Below are 14,774 nucleotides of genomic sequence, written 5' to 3'. Positions count from 1 at the left end.
GAGCGACGGACTGTTAATCCGCAGGTCCCCCGTTCGAGTCGGGGAGGGGGAGCCACTTTATAAACGACCATTGTTCCCCCTTAGCTCAGTTGGTTAGAGCGACGGACTGTTAATCCGCAGGTCCCCCGTTCGAGTCGGGGAGGGGGAGCCAATATCGCTTCAATCTCTTTGTCACTTTACTCATCTTTGATTAAGACTCGCCCAATAATAAAGAAAGCCGTGTAGTATTAGTGTGCCGTTTTATTTAAAGTTTACACAGCAACTACGTTATCTATACTATTCTTATCAGTATCTAAGTATCCATTCTAAATTGTTTATTTAACTAAATTTTTCTGATTTAATAAGTAAGATCATTTTACTTAAACAATTACTGTCGTCTGATTCATTTTCACAATAGTCAGGAATTTAGTTGGTTTAGCCAAGGAGCATCAATGAACAAGCTGAGAAATCTGCTTATCATTCAAATAGTTAGCGGGATATTTATCGGCCTTGTGTTGGTCGTTGCCAGTTTAATCACTGTGTCAGGATTGATTGAACACCAACAGATTGAAAATACAAAATTAGTGCAACTATTGGCAGATAATAATCTGACTGATGACCCGAAGCTACTTTCGCAGCAAATTAAAGCAGGGCTGCCGCTCGACTTCCTTGTTATTCGCGATCAAGATGGGAACCAGTTGTATTCTTTTGCACGTCCCCTCACTGAACAAACCGCCCTAGCCCAATTATTAAAAGCAACTGATTTATATACGGTACCAAGAACCGTTTCGGCCAATGGCGGAACCTTAATTATTCAATTCCATTCAAACCACGACAAGCTGCTTACCCCTTTATTTAAAGTCGTTGTCGCTGCGTTTGTACTACCACTTATTCTTATACTTGCAAACTTCCTTTTATTTAAGTCATACATAAAGGTTACGTTTACCAAGGCATCTGAAAGCATTGCTACCGTTATACGCCAATTCATTAAAACCAAATCTATCGATGCAAGCCAAGCATTTAAGACCTTCCCCGTCCAATTCTCTTCTACTGTTGGGGCATTGAAGCAGCTTGGAAAGTTTGTTAATTCAACCTTATCTGAATATGAAAAATCAGCCAGTGAATTAAAGTCAGAAGCCTTTAAAGACAGTCTCACTGACCTACCTAACCGAACTAAATTTGTCGAATTTTTTGAGACTGAAGTCACTAATTCAGACAAATCCAATCCATTCGGTGTGCTTGCGTTGGTTCGTGCAACCGAACTACAGCACATTAACCAGAGCAAAGGTTATCAAGAAGGTGACAAGTACATTAAAGGATTGGCGCAAATCCTAACTACCGTCGCCAATACCTATAATGGTGCGAATATTTACCGCTTAAATGGCTCGGACTTTGGTATCGTTATTCCAAACATTACTATCAAAGAAGCAGACTCAATGGCACAAACGGTTCATTCTCGTTTGAATGAATTCATGCGAACGGAAGAGTTACCAGCGATTGGTAGCATGGGAATTGTCACCTATTCAAAAGAAAAGCCACTGGGTGAGCTGCTTGCCTCCGCGGATACGGCGATCAGTTTAGCTCAAACCAAGCACGTTAATGCGTGGCACATTCACAAAGACTCGAACCTTACCCAAAGTGCCACTTCTGCTTTTGGTAATCAAAATTGGCGTCAGATCATTGATGAAGTTATCGCAAAAGACAACGTCACATTGTTATATCAACCGATTCAAGCAGCCAACCGAGGCAGTAAAGCCTATACAGAAGTTTACTCTCGATTTAAATCAGAAGACGGACAAGTTCTTCCTACCGCGTCATTCCTCGCGATGGCTGAAAAACTCAACCGAGTTGTCGATATTGACCGCTTAATTATTGAAAAAGTCTTCACCATGATCAAAACCAAGAGCATGGCCGATAAGTTTTTTGGTATTAATCTTACGCCAGCTTCTGTTCACAACGAGCAGTTCATGATCTGGTTAGAACGCCGTTTATTGAAAGAAGCCAACATTGCAACAAAACTCATATTTGAGATCTCTGAATTTGGTTTACAGCAAAATATTAACTCAAGCCGTCGCTTTATCGACATGATCCACCGTGCTGGCTCTCGAGTAACGGTAGAGAAGTTCGGTGTCGGGATTACTTCATTCAAGTTTTTCCAAGAGCTTAAGCCAGATTTCATCAAACTTGATGGTAGCTATACGCGTGATATCGAAGATGAAAAGAATAACCAGTACTTCATTCGGATGATTGTTGATCTGTCTCACCGAATTGGTGTAAACGTTTTGGCGGAATGTGTTGAAACTCAAGAAGAAAAACATGTTCTTGAAAAGCTATTTATCGATGGTTGCCAAGGGTATTATATTGGCAAACCGGGCCCGCTTTAACGGGCTTGTTATTACTCGCAGTTCAAAAAATAATGGATAAAGCGTCGAATTCGGCGCTTTTTTTATAAACCCATATTTCCCTACAAATCGTATGTTGTTAAACGAGACATAAAACAGGATAATAGCGGGATTAAATAACGGTAGTGACGCTGATGACTGAATATTTCCTTCTTCTTATAAGTACAGTTCTGGTCAATAACTTTGTCTTGGTAAAGTTTTTGGGCCTTTGCCCTTTCATGGGAGTTTCAAGTAAAATCGAAACGGCTATAGGAATGGCAATGGCGACGACGTTTGTTTTGACCCTAGCGTCGATGTCTAGCTACCTAATAAATAGCTTTATTTTGCAACCGCTTGGTCTTGAATTCCTGCGTACGATTTCTTTCATTTTAGTGATTGCGGTCGTGGTCCAATTTACCGAAATGGTTGTCCACAAAACAAGCCCCAAACTGTATCGATTACTTGGGATCTTCTTGCCGCTTATAACAACAAATTGTGCAGTATTAGGTGTTGCACTTCTTAATGTAAACGCCGAGCACAACTTTACCCAATCTATTGTTTACGGATTTGGCGCAGCCGTTGGTTTCTCGTTAGTATTGATTTTGTTTGCGGCGATGCGCGAACGACTTGCTTTTGCGGATGTCCCAGCTCCATTTAAAGGTTCGGCCATTGCAATGATCACTGCAGGTCTTATGTCACTTGCATTTTTAGGTTTCGCTGGATTGGTGTCGTTTTAATGAATACAGTTCTTTTTGCCCTCCTCGCCTTAGCTCTTTTGGCCGTTATTTTCGGTGCCATCTTGGGGTATGCTTCTGAACGATTCAAAGTAGAAGCGGACCCGCTGGTTGATCAAATCAATGATTTACTGCCACAAACTCAATGTGGTCAATGTGGCTATCCTGGCTGTAAACCATACGCCGAAGCTATTGCCAATGGTGATGAAATCAATAAATGCCCACCAGGCGGTGAAGCAACGATTAAGCACCTAGCCGACTTGATGGGAGTCGACGCTAAGCCACTAGATGAAGCTCATGGCGAAGAAGACGTTAAAAAGGTTGCGTACATACGTGAAGATGAATGTATTGGTTGTACCAAGTGTATACAAGCTTGTCCGGTTGATGCCATCGTTGGTGCATCTAAAGTAATGCATACAGTAATCGTAGACGAGTGCACTGGCTGTGACTTATGTGTTGACCCTTGCCCAGTCGACTGTATTGATATGGTTCCAGTACAGAGTCCAATGACCCATTGGAAATGGAATGAACCGCTAATCCCAGTTAAGAATGTAAATTAAGAGTTAGGTAACGTTTTGCAATCCGAATTAAGTCTACTAGAGCAAGTTAAAAGACAAAAGATCTGGGATTTTCCTGGAGGCATTCATCCGCCAGAACAAAAGTCTCTGTCCAACGAGTTACCTATCGCAACTATGCCGTTGTTAAAACGTTATTACGTTTCCGTTAAACAACATATCGGCTCGACCGATGATGTTATTGTAAAAGTCGGTGACACCGTTAAAACAGGCCAAGCATTGACGGGTGCCAACCTAACTATGACAGTTCCGGTACACTCTCCTGTTTCAGGAAAGGTCAGTGCAATCGCCCCTCATGTGTCGGCACACCCTTCTGCAAAACCAGAAATGACGGTAATTATTGACGCTGACGACGTTCAGCAAAGTGTAGATCCAAAACCGCTCAGTGATTGGCAAAACGCAGATAAAGACACCCTAATTGACCAAATTAAACAAATGGGTATCAGTGGCATGGGCGGTGCAGGCTTCCCTACCCACATCAAAATGCACCCGAAAAAAGACATCGATGTCCTTATTCTCAATGCGGTCGAGTGCGAGCCATATATTACTGCCGATGACACGCTCATGCGTGAACACGCTACGGATATCGTAACCGGCACCAAAATTTTACAACATATTGTCAATGCTAAAGTCGTATTGATTGGTATTGAAGACAATAAACCAGAAGCTATCGCTGCGATGAAAGCGGCAACAAGTCAATTTGATGATATTGAAGTGCGAGTTGTACCGACTAAATATCCTTCTGGTGGCGAAAAACAACTGATCCAAGTCTTAACAGGATTACAAGTTCCAAGTGGTGGTATTCCGGCTGACTTGGGAATTGTCATGCAAAATACTGGAACCGCATTTGCCGTAAAACAAGCGGTAATTGATGGTTTGCCTCTGACTCAACGCGTCGTCACCATTACCGGTGAGCGCGTGAACAAGGCACAAAATGTGTGGGCTAAACTAGGCAGCCCAGTGAGTGATTTATTAGAGTTTGCCGGTTTCGAGCCAGAACAAGAACAACGCGTGATCATGGGCGGCCCTATGATGGGCTTTGCGATTTTAGACCCAAGCATGCCAGTGGTTAAAACCACCAATTGTATTCTCGCGCCATCTTCTTACAAACTGCCTCCACAAGGAGAAGAGCAGGCCTGTATTCGTTGTGGCTTGTGTGCAGATGCGTGTCCTGCAGATTTGTTACCGCAACAGTTACAATGGTTCGCGAAAGCAAAAGATCACGAGAAACTAGAAGAGTACAACCTCTTTGATTGTATCGAGTGTGGTGCCTGCGCTTATGTATGTCCAAGCCAAATTCCACTCGTTCAATATTACCGCTCTAGTAAAGCGGAAATTAGAGAAGCCGAGCAAGAACGCATCAAGTCCGAAAAAGCCAAAGTTCGTTTTGAGCAACGCCAAGCTCGACTTGAGCGTGAAAAACAAGAACGTCTTGAGAAACACAAAGCGGCAGCAGAAAAGCGTGCTAAAGCGATGGAAAAAGACACCGGCGCGAAAGACAAAATTGCCGCCGCGCTAGCTCGTGCAAAAGCCAAAAAAGAACAGAAGTCTGAAACGGTAAAAGACGAGGTCGCTCAAAATACAGAGGCTTCAGCGCAAGAGCCAATGTCACAGAAAGACAAGGTCGCCGCGGCGCTTGCTCGTGCTAAAGCGAAGAAAGCCGCCAAAGCTGCTGAAGTAGCCAAAGAAAAAGACTCTTCGCAAGCAACAGACGCTCAAGATTCTGCATCAGAATCGTCAATGTCTCAAAAAGACAAAGTCGCCGCAGCCGTTGCTCGTGCCAAAGCTAAAAAAGCCGCTAAGGCCGCAGAAGAAGCCAAATCGAACAATACTTCACCTTCATCAGAAGAACGTCAGGAACAAACTAAAGAGCAGTCATCAAAGGCAACTAAACCTGAAATTTCTCCAGAAGAGCAAGCAAGAAAAGATAAAGTCGCAGAAGCCATCGCTCGGGCAAAAGCCAAGAAAGCAGAAAAACAGGCACAAGAGCAACAGCGATCAAACGCAGACAACTCTGCCAGCACTTCCGATGATAACGCTGAAGCAAAAACACCAGAACAGATTCGCAAAGAAAAAGTTGCCGCCGCGATTGCCAAAGCGAAAGCAAAAAAAGCAGAAGGTAAATAATCCAGATGTCGTTATTTTCAAACATCTTTAAAAGCTCGCCACACGGTGCGATGGGTATGACAACGAATCAAGTCATGCGTACCGTCTGTTATGCGACTATTCCTGGTCTACTTGCCCAAATGTACTTTTTTGGCTGGGGTACATTGATACAATTAGTCTTGTGTATCGCCGTTGCAGTAGCAGCAGAAGCATTGATTTTAAGCCTTCGTGAAAAGAAAGTTCGTCGTACCCTGTCTGACGGCTCTGCTATTTTAACAGGTCTGTTATTGGCTCTCAGCATCCCATCTCTGGCTCCGTGGTGGGTCAGTGTGATTGGTGTCGGTTTTGCCATTATTCTCGTCAAACAACTCTACGGTGGCCTCGGTTTTAACTTATTTAATCCTGCAATGGCAGGTTATGTCGTATTACTTATTTCCTTCCCTGTGGCGATGACCAATTGGCTGCCGCCTCAAGAGTTAATGCTAAACCAAATGGGTTTTATGGATGCCTTGTATGTCGTCTTTACTGGCTTTAGCGTTGAAGGTTACAGCATCGAACAGCTACGAACTTTAGTGGATGGTTCAACCATGGCCACGCCACTTGATCACTTCAAAAACGCAGTGGGTCAACAACAAACCGCGACTGAAATTCTAAACCTGCCTATTTACGGTGAATATGGTGGAGTGGCTTCTCAGTGGATCAACCTTGGTTATTTACTTGGCGGCATTTGGTTAATTCTCAAAGGTGTTATCCGTTGGCACATCCCTGTGGGCATGTTGGGCGCTTTATTTGCTTGCTCGTTCATAAGTATCGCTGTCTCACCTGATATGACTTATCCGCCAACGATGCATTTATTTACTGGTGCAGCCATGTTTGGCGCATTTTTCATTGCGACTGATCCTGTATCAGCATCGACAACACCTAAAGGTCGTTTAATTTTTGGTGCCATGATTGGCTTCTTGGTATTTATTATTCGTCATATGGGCGGTTATCCGGATGGCGTTGCCTTTGCCGTATTGCTCGCCAATATGTGTGTACCTCTAATCGATCACTATACTCAGCCACGCGTTTACGGCCATTCGCGTAAGCAAGGTTAATAGGTATTCTCATGTCTGATCATCAATCAAAAAATCAAACTTCCGCTGAAGAACAAATGCCTGATAGCGAAAACGCAAGGAATGTATCTGCAAATACAACTTTGTTAACAACCAAGAAAAATGCCCTGTTACTGACTGCATTCGCAGCAGTGTGTACCTTTTTTGTCGCACTCACGCATTTACTGACAAAACCTGTTATCGAGCTACAAAAACAACAAAACGTCCTGAATAAACTTACCCAAGTATTAGACAAGTCCCGTTTTGATAATAACCCTTTATATAACTGTACTATCGTCAATGACTCACAACTGACCGGCACAGATAAGGCCGTAACCGTGTACCGTGCGACAAAAGAAAATAAGCCATATGCTGTTATTTTCCAATCTCAAACACCTAACGGCTACAATGGCAAAATCAATATGATTGCTGCTGTCGATGCTAAAGGCATTGTTCAGGGTGTTCGTACTCTTGAACACCAAGAAACACCTGGCCTTGGTGATAAAATTGAATTGTCTAAATCGGACTGGGTATTGTCTTTCAACGATAAAAAAATCCAATCTGACACTGATCCTAAGTGGTTCATCAAAAAAGATGGAGGCCAGTTCGATCAATTTACTGGCGCAACCATTACGCCTAGAGCCATTGTAAACCAACTGCGTGTTAGCACTTATTATGCTTCAACCGAATTCCAAAACTTATTTGACGCACCAAATGATTGCGCGATTGAAGCCCCTGCTATACCAGAGGCAAGTGAAGAACTAGCACCAACTATTGATGAAAAGGTGGACAGCTAAATGACCACACAAACGACTTCTCCTGTCGACAATACAGCAGACATTGACGATGAAAACATCGAACAACAATCACTGCCAGCCACTGATTGGAAAGAAATCATTCGCTCCGGCTTGTGGACCAATAACCCTGCACTTGTTCAGCTACTTGGCTTGTGTCCTCTATTAGCCGTCACCAACACCTTTATCAATGCCTTAGGTTTAGCGATAGCAACCTTATTGGTTTTGGTTGTTTCTAACCTAACTGTCAGCTTAGTGAAACAGTGGGTCACAAAAGAAATTCGTATTCCAGTGTTCATTATGATCATTGCGTCCTTTGTAACTATTATTCAATTGCTAATGAACGCTTATACGTTTGGTCTTTATTTGTCACTGGGGATCTTTATTCCCCTTATCGTAACTAACTGCGCGATTATTGGCCGTGCCGAAGCGTTTGCTTCTAAAAATGGCCCAGTTGAGTCGGCCGTTGACGGTTTAATGATGGGTTTAGGTTTTGCCGCTGTACTTGTTTTATTGGGCGGTGCACGTGAAATCATTGGTCAAGGCACCTTGTTTGATGGTGCACACTTATTATTTGGTGACTGGGCAACAGATATGACAATTCAAATTTTTGAATTCGAACAACAATTTTTATTGGCTATCTTACCGCCAGGTGCATTTATTGGCATGGGTTTAATCATCGCCATCAAGAATGTCATTGATGCTAAACAAGCCCAAAAACAAAAGAAAAAAGAAAAGAAAGTCGAACGAGCACGTGTCACTACCGTTGGGTAATGAGTCGCGATAGCGCCGACAAACAGAGTGGTAAATATGACAGAGTTACAATCTACAATAAGTAAAAAAGAGAAAGTTCAGGCCATTATCGACATTCTTGAAGACTTATACCCTGAAGTGCCTATCCCTCTTGATCACACTGACCCATACACTTTATTGGTTGCGGTATTATTATCGGCACAGTGTACCGATGAGCGCGTTAATCAAATAACGCCTAAGCTTTTTGCTAAGGCCGACAATCCATACGATATGGTCAAGATGTCTATAGAAGAGATCCAAGCCATCATCAAGCCTTGTGGCCTTTCACCAATGAAATCTAAAGGTATTTGGCACTTATCAGACATGATTATTAAACAACACGGTGGTGAAGTGCCAAAAGACTTTGAAGCTTTGGAAGCCATGCCTGGCGTTGGTCACAAAACCGCATCCGTTGTTATGGCACAAGCCTTTGATGTTCCTGCCTTCCCAGTTGATACCCACATTCACCGCTTGATGTACCGCTGGGGTTTGACTAACGGCAAAAGCGTCGAGCAAACCGAGCGTGATGCCAAGCGACTCTTTCCAAAAGAAAAATGGAACGACCTTCATTTACAAATCATCTTTTATGGCCGTGAATACTGCCCTGCCCGTGGTTTTGATTTAGACAAATGTATTATCACCCGTCAGTTTGGCCGTAAGAGCTTTATAAATGAAGTATTAAAAGAAAAAGAAAAGAAAGCGAAGAAACTGACAAAAAGTCGCAAGAAATAGGTTTATATTTTCGTCAATAGCATTAAGAAGCCCACATTTGTGGGCTTTTATCTAGATAGACACTGAAAACAATTTTACCCGTTTCATCAACTTGGCCAGACCAAAAGCGCTTGAATTAAGTTACAGATAGACGTTTATTACTTCTAAAAAATAGAAAGGTTTGTGCAATTTTTATCAATTTACTTTAGTTTTTTTAAAGTTAAACTTATCTCATCAAATTTAAGAGCGGTTTAACAAAACGCATCATAAGAAGGTACGAGCAATGTTAAAAAACAGTGATACAAATTTTGGTTGGATTCATATTATTGTTCATTGGGTCAGTGCGGTAGCTGTTATTGGTTTGTTTGCCGTTGGCTATTGGATGGTCGATTTAAATTATTACAGTGAGTGGTATCGCACAGCTCCTGATCTTCATAAATCATTTGGTCTTACCTTATTTGCTCTGACGCTATTTCGATTGGGTTGGCTAGTGGCTTCTCCGACACCTAGCTCTCTTTCAACTAAGCCAATCGAAAAGCATGCGGCCAAAGCTGGACATATCACCTTGTATTTATTATTAATTGCTATAATGGTCAGCGGCTATATGATCTCAACTGCTGACGGTCGCGGTATTGAATGGTTTGGTCTGTTTGAAGTTCCGGGCTTTGGTGAAATCGTCGAAAACCAAGAAGACATTGCCGGCAAGATCCACGAATGGCTAGCGTATGGTTTGATTGGGGTAGCTATTGTTCATGCGCTAGCAGCGTTAAAGCACCATTTCGTAGACAAAGATAAAACGTTGGTTCGCATGCTAAAAGCCAACCCAAAGGATTAACGCCAAAAACCTGACAGAATTGATAGGGAAACCACAATTGGTCTTCCTCAATAAAAATTTAATTTAGATACACTACTTTTAAACAAAAGGAATACAAAATGAAAAAGTTATTCGTTTCAGCATTAGCCATTGCCGCATTAGGTACTAGTTTTGTCGCTGATGCAGCAAAGTACAAAATTGATATCAAAGGTGCGCACGCGTTCATTAACTTTAAAGCTAGCCACTTAGGTTACAGCTGGTTAACAGGTCGTTTCAACGAGTTTGACGGCGAATTTGACTTTGATTCAAACAAAGTTAACGACAGTAAAATTGTGGTTAATATTAACCCTGCGTCAATTGACAGTAACCACGCTGAACGTGACAAACACTTACGTAGCGATGACTTCCTTTCTGTTGATAAGTTTCCTAAATCTAAGTTCGTAAGTACTAAGATTACAGACCTTGGCAACGACAAACTTAAAGTAGAAGGTGACTTCACGCTTCACGGTGTAACAAATCCAATCGTTATTGATGCAGTTAAAATTGGTGAAGGTAAAGATCCATGGGGCGGTTATCGTGCTGGTTTCTCTGGTACAACAACTATTAACGTTGCTGATTACGACTTCAAGAGCGCTTGGGTTGGAGACGTTCAATTAGAACTTCATATTGAAGGCATCAGACAATAACCTGTTTGATTACTCGATAAGTAAAAGCAGAGCCTAGGCTCTGCTTTTTTGTGTCTCTATTTTAAGAGCGATTTTGTCGGACATGAATATCGATCAGGAATTTAGTATTTACTACTATTTACATTTGTAAATGACGTACATATGCTCGCTGCTAAATGAATTGAAAGAAACTTCACCAGAGTTTGTATTGGCGAACTGGTCCGTAGTTTTCAATTTTTTTTCTTTTAATACGTCAAACTCACCACCGCAAGATTTAGTCGCCAACTCATTGGCCTTTTCTCTCCTTGCCATTAATTTATCTTCACTGCCATAACCTTTATAACTGACTATTCCCACTCCAGAATCATTGAGTGAAACACCGGATGGATTAAAGTCATTAGAAAGAGGTTTATTTGGGTGTTTGACTAGTTTAGCGGTCGCACCACAGCCAGCTAAGGTTATCGCCAAAACAGAAACAGCTAACATATTGAACTTGTTCATAAAAAACTCCTTGTTGTTGTCCATTAAACACTAGGTTGTTTTTTGTACAAAATCAATACGATTAAAACAGGACGCTGATTTAAGAGAATTCTTTTAATTAACGCCCTAGACTAGCCAATTTTTATTATTTGCTTTTATCTTCAAAGGTTAAAATGTTATTTGGATTCCGATTGAAGGAATTGGAGACTCAGGGAATTGATACTCCTCTTCTCTCTCAGTGTAGTCGGCGTTGTATTCATAACCTTCTACGCTTTTTTGTCCGTACACATTTAGGATTTCAAAGTAGACATTGGTATCCTTGCCCCACCACTGGGTTTGATAGTCGACACGAACATCTAGCCTATGGAAATAGTCGAGGCGTTCAGCATTGAACTCGCCTTCAATTGGATCATAGAAAATCACATCCTGAGTCCTGTCTTCCTGACCATTATCATCAAGTGGATAAACAGGAGTAGCGCCAAGAATTGGCGTATACAAACTGCCGCTTTGTAAGCGCCAGCGACCACCTAATTGCCACTTTTCATTAATTTCATAATTGGCCACCATATTAACTATCCAAGGCAAGTCGTATTCAAAATCAAATTCTTGACCAGTTAATGGATTAAATCGTTCGGTATGACTATAAGCAATGCTCAGCCAACCATACCAATTGTTTGAAATGGCCTTATTTATCAAAAATTCAGCGCCATAAGCATCACCCACGCCCGCATTAAGATAATTCGCCGCATTGCCGCCATTAGCAGGTTGCTCGGTTAAGCTTCGTGACTGTAATTCTGGGTTGCTGACAATAAGCTTATCCATTTCCTTGTAATACACCTCAAATCGCCATGCATAATCGGAGTCCCCAACAAACTCTAATCCAGCGACATAATGATCAGACGTCACCAATTCCAAGTCTTTGGCACCAAATTGCTCGGAGAGGTATTTATATTGCCTAAACCATTGATGATGTTGCCCTGCTGCGAGCTTTACTTTGTAATCATCAGAGACTTGCCAACGTAACGTAGCTCTAGGCTCTAAGAATGACTCTTCCGTATAATCGTTGTAAGAATACACAGCGCCAATTTTGGCAGTCCAATCGGCGCTGACATCCCAATCATAATCTGCATACACCGCTGCAAAATTAATGTCTATTTCGCTTTCTTCAAATTCAGTTTCGCTGTAAAACGTCGGTGGGCATACTTCAAACTCATTGTTACAAGGTTGTTGCTTGCCTTTCACCGCATAATCAACTTGCTGATTGCGAACCTCAGCACCCAAAAACAGCTCACCATCATCAACGCTTTGGTTGTTTAATACTTTGAATAAATAATCTGTGGTGGTTGCATCCAAGTCGAGGATTTGGCCAATGACGATATCGCCACTTCGTACTAAGCGATTTACGATGGTTTTGGTTTCACCTAAGTCACTGTAATTGCTCCAAATAACACTTTGGTTGTGATAATACTGATCAGCGCCAATCTGCCCTGCTAAGTCAGGGTTCTGTTTTACTTCATTCGACTCATCATCAAATAGTAATGCGACTTCATCCGTTGAACCCGTTGCTTGCACAGTGAGCTTGTTGTCAGGGTCTATTTCAGTAATAAACTTGAACTGATAATCATTGTTAATAGGCGCCTGATCAAAGCTAAAGTCTTCATCGTCTTCTAAGATATTTTCGATGTATAAATGGACTAAACTTTGACGAACCGCAAAGTACATCGCAGATGACTCTGACACTTGGCTTTCGTATAACAGACCAGTACGTAAAAAGCTCAAATCAAAAATAACTGTCGGTTCGATAAATTGTGGGTCACGCAATTTGGTATCAATGACACCACCGACTGCATCATAAAACTCAGCTTCCCACGCGCCGGTTTTCAATTCGAAGCTCTGAATTAGATTAGGATGAAACGTGCTAAAGCTATCTAAGTGGAATACGTTACCGACTGGAACATCATCAGACTGATAGTACATATCATTAGGTGAGCTACCACGGACTGCAGGAGCAAAGCCTCGGGCGAGAACAACACCCGGTAAACTCTCGATAGCTTTTATTGGGTCATTACCCGCACCCGGTACTTTTAAGATTTTTTCTGAGCTCAACTCAAGTCCAGCATCTTTAGCACCGATAACTCGAATTTTTTCTATTTTTTTGACAGGCTCTTCTGCGTCGTTGGTTGCGACCTCATCGGCGGCAAGACTGGAGCTCAAAACAACCAAAGACAACAAGCTAAGGTTTTTAAAGGAAAGTGTAATGGGTGAGTTCGGCATTTAAGGATTCCTTTTAAAATGCACGGTGGTTAAAAACTTCTATCTTTACGTATTAATATTAAAAACCGTTTACATCGGGTCGTTTTTATTTTTGATTGTCACTGTCAAACGTCGAGAACAAATCTGGTGTCTGTCCGGCTGATTCCGTTGTAGATTGACTATCAACCATGCTTGACTCTGAAATTTGGTGACTCTCGATCTCCTGCTCTTTTCTTTTCGCTAGCCATCGACGTTTACGCATTTTACATAACTTAATAACATGACGCTTTTCTTCATCCGCTAATTTTGTCCAATAAAATCGTTCATCACGGCTACGAAAACAACCATAGCAAAAACCATTGGGGCCGTTTTCACAAACTCCAATGCATGGGCTAGGTATTTGAAAAAGCTCTAACTGTGGCATAACTTTAGTCTATTCGAGGCTTGTACATTATGCAATCGTGTCCCTTTTTGGCATAAAAAAGCCCCGAAATAAATTCGAGGCTATTTGCAGCTTGGTGTGTGGCAGTCCAGGCTCACCACCCAAACAACTTCATCACTGCTATTCAATTAATGAAGTTGGGAATTCTTCACGAACGCGTTGCCAGATTTTACCAGACTCAATACCGTACTTACGGATCATGTAGATAGAGTCGTCGTGTTTACCGGCTTCAGCAAACTTGATTAGATCAGCGTAATACGCTTTGGCAAGTTCACGAGCTTCATCATGTGAGAAGTAATAGGACGCGATTTTTTCCCAAAAGCCTTTGAAGCCGTTTAGGACTAAAACATAAATTGCATTACCAGAAGCGTGAGCTAGTTCGTGGTTTAAACGATAGTCGACATCAGCAAACTGTTGTGGGTCGTCACCAACTTCAAGTGCTTCTTTGGCTAGCTCAATGACACGCTCAGGGTTGTTTTTGATCGCACCACGAATATAAATCGCACTTAGGTTTGTACGAGCTGACAATAATTGGTCGATTAAGTTAACCGCATCATCGATGTCTAACTTTGCCAATGTAGACAAAATATTAACACCACAAGTGTCCCAGAAGTTGTTTACTCGGGTTGGTTTGCCGTGTTGAATCGTCAACCAGCCGTCACGCGCCAAACGCTGTAAAACCTCTCGTAAAGTGGTTCGTGTTACCCCGATTAACTCTGATAACTCTCTTTCTGCCGGAAGGATAGACCCTGGCGGGAAACGGTTATTCCATATTGAATCGACAATGTATTCTTCGGCGAACCCTGCTGGGCTCTGCGCCTTTATTATTTTCATTTTACTACTTCGTTCCTGGATACATTAAAACTGATTGTACCAGAAGGTTTAAATTGCACAACCAAACAATTTAAGGCCTATTTTAAACACTCAAAAAGCTGTTTTTCCCAGCTTGACTCA

At 42.0% G+C, this 14,774-nt stretch carries 14 protein-coding genes and 1 tRNA gene; 11 read left to right on the top strand and 4 right to left on the bottom strand.

Annotated elements, in window-relative coordinates; all coding sequences use genetic code 11:
• Positions 1–74: 74 nt before the first annotated feature.
• The 11 genes from AC4E96_RS12790 (at position 75) to AC4E96_RS12740 (ending at position 10,666) form a co-directional block, all read left to right on the top strand.
• Positions 75–151 (top strand) — tRNA-Asn (locus AC4E96_RS12790).
• 280 nt (positions 152–431) lie between these two features.
• The gene (locus AC4E96_RS12785) at positions 432–2,363 is read left to right on the top strand and encodes an EAL domain-containing protein (protein ID WP_490256089.1); all 1,932 of its coding nucleotides are present in this window, start codon (positions 432–434) and stop codon (positions 2,361–2,363) included.
• Between the two features lie 152 nt (positions 2,364–2,515).
• The gene (rsxA, locus tag AC4E96_RS12780; protein ID WP_488032596.1) at positions 2,516–3,097 is read left to right on the top strand and encodes an electron transport complex subunit RsxA; all 582 of its coding nucleotides are present in this window, start codon (positions 2,516–2,518) and stop codon (positions 3,095–3,097) included.
• Entirely contained in the window at positions 3,097–3,654 is a 558-nt protein-coding gene (rsxB, locus tag AC4E96_RS12775) for an electron transport complex subunit RsxB (protein ID WP_488032595.1), read from the top strand. Before rsxA ends, rsxB begins: the two co-directional genes overlap by 1 nt.
• Positions 3,655–3,669: 15 nt before the next feature.
• Positions 3,670–5,796, top strand: coding sequence for an electron transport complex subunit RsxC (gene rsxC, locus AC4E96_RS12770; RefSeq protein ID WP_490256088.1), 2,127 nt, complete (start codon positions 3,670–3,672; stop codon positions 5,794–5,796).
• Positions 5,797–5,801: 5 nt separating this feature from the next.
• On the top strand, positions 5,802–6,872 hold the full coding sequence (rsxD, locus tag AC4E96_RS12765; protein WP_490256087.1) for an electron transport complex subunit RsxD: 1,071 nt from the start codon (positions 5,802–5,804) through the stop codon (positions 6,870–6,872).
• Positions 6,873–6,883: 11 nt separating this feature from the next.
• Positions 6,884–7,666, top strand: a complete 783-nt coding sequence (gene rsxG, locus AC4E96_RS12760; RefSeq protein ID WP_490256086.1) for an electron transport complex subunit RsxG — start codon at positions 6,884–6,886, stop codon at positions 7,664–7,666.
• A complete protein-coding gene (locus AC4E96_RS12755; protein ID WP_488032591.1) occupies positions 7,667–8,437 on the top strand; it encodes an electron transport complex subunit E in 771 nt (256 codons plus the stop codon).
• Positions 8,438–8,473: 36 nt separating this feature from the next.
• Positions 8,474–9,187 carry an endonuclease III gene (gene nth, locus AC4E96_RS12750; protein ID WP_488032590.1) on the top strand — a complete coding sequence of 238 codons (714 nt, stop codon included), beginning with the start codon at positions 8,474–8,476 and terminating at the stop codon, positions 9,185–9,187.
• 262 nt (positions 9,188–9,449) lie between these two features.
• Entirely contained in the window at positions 9,450–10,001 is a 552-nt protein-coding gene (locus AC4E96_RS12745) for a cytochrome b (protein WP_490256085.1), read from the top strand.
• 98 nt (positions 10,002–10,099) lie between these two features.
• Positions 10,100–10,666, top strand: a complete 567-nt coding sequence (locus AC4E96_RS12740) for a YceI family protein (RefSeq protein ID WP_490256084.1) — start codon at positions 10,100–10,102, stop codon at positions 10,664–10,666.
• Between the two features lie 114 nt (positions 10,667–10,780).
• Here AC4E96_RS12740 and AC4E96_RS12735 read toward each other — a convergent pair whose 3' ends face one another.
• From AC4E96_RS12735 to fadR, 4 genes are all read right to left on the bottom strand, one after another.
• Positions 10,781–11,146, bottom strand: a complete 366-nt coding sequence (locus AC4E96_RS12735; RefSeq protein ID WP_488034229.1) for a hypothetical protein — start codon at positions 11,144–11,146, stop codon at positions 10,781–10,783.
• A 147-nt stretch (positions 11,147–11,293) separates the two neighbouring features.
• Positions 11,294–13,399 (bottom strand): TonB-dependent receptor plug domain-containing protein, encoded by a 2,106-nt coding sequence (locus tag AC4E96_RS12730; protein ID WP_490256083.1) that lies wholly within the window; start codon positions 13,397–13,399, stop codon positions 11,294–11,296.
• Positions 13,400–13,484: 85 nt separating this feature from the next.
• Positions 13,485–13,802 (bottom strand): DUF1289 domain-containing protein, encoded by a 318-nt coding sequence (locus AC4E96_RS12725; protein ID WP_490256082.1) that lies wholly within the window; start codon positions 13,800–13,802, stop codon positions 13,485–13,487.
• 138 nt (positions 13,803–13,940) lie between these two features.
• Positions 13,941–14,654, bottom strand: coding sequence for a fatty acid metabolism transcriptional regulator FadR (gene fadR, locus AC4E96_RS12720; RefSeq protein WP_488034226.1), 714 nt, complete (start codon positions 14,652–14,654; stop codon positions 13,941–13,943).
• Positions 14,655–14,774 lie beyond the last annotated feature (120 nt).

Source organism: Psychrosphaera sp., from assembly GCF_982872775.1.
Note: the sequence above shows the minus strand (reverse complement) of the source record. Positions and strands in the feature narration are given on the sequence as shown.

Bases quoted from the DNA above. Each gene is read 5' to 3' on its own strand.
- AC4E96_RS12785 (WP_490256089.1), top strand. From the start codon at position 432: ATGAACAAGCTGAGAAATCTGCTTATCATTCAAATAGTTAGCGGGATA.
- rsxA (WP_488032596.1), top strand. From the start codon at position 2,516: ATGACTGAATATTTCCTTCTTCTTATAAGTACAGTTCTGGTCAATAAC.
- rsxB (WP_488032595.1), top strand. From the start codon at position 3,097: ATGAATACAGTTCTTTTTGCCCTCCTCGCCTTAGCTCTTTTGGCCGTT.
- rsxD (WP_490256087.1), top strand. From the start codon at position 5,802: ATGTCGTTATTTTCAAACATCTTTAAAAGCTCGCCACACGGTGCGATG.
- rsxG (WP_490256086.1), top strand. From the start codon at position 6,884: ATGTCTGATCATCAATCAAAAAATCAAACTTCCGCTGAAGAACAAATG.
- AC4E96_RS12755 (WP_488032591.1), top strand. From the start codon at position 7,667: ATGACCACACAAACGACTTCTCCTGTCGACAATACAGCAGACATTGAC.
- nth (WP_488032590.1), top strand. From the start codon at position 8,474: ATGACAGAGTTACAATCTACAATAAGTAAAAAAGAGAAAGTTCAGGCC.
- AC4E96_RS12745 (WP_490256085.1), top strand. From the start codon at position 9,450: ATGTTAAAAAACAGTGATACAAATTTTGGTTGGATTCATATTATTGTT.
- AC4E96_RS12740 (WP_490256084.1), top strand. From the start codon at position 10,100: ATGAAAAAGTTATTCGTTTCAGCATTAGCCATTGCCGCATTAGGTACT.
- AC4E96_RS12735 (WP_488034229.1), bottom strand. From the start codon at position 11,146: ATGAACAAGTTCAATATGTTAGCTGTTTCTGTTTTGGCGATAACCTTA.
- AC4E96_RS12730 (WP_490256083.1), bottom strand. From the start codon at position 13,399: ATGCCGAACTCACCCATTACACTTTCCTTTAAAAACCTTAGCTTGTTG.
- AC4E96_RS12725 (WP_490256082.1), bottom strand. From the start codon at position 13,802: ATGCCACAGTTAGAGCTTTTTCAAATACCTAGCCCATGCATTGGAGTT.
- fadR (WP_488034226.1), bottom strand. From the start codon at position 14,654: ATGAAAATAATAAAGGCGCAGAGCCCAGCAGGGTTCGCCGAAGAATAC.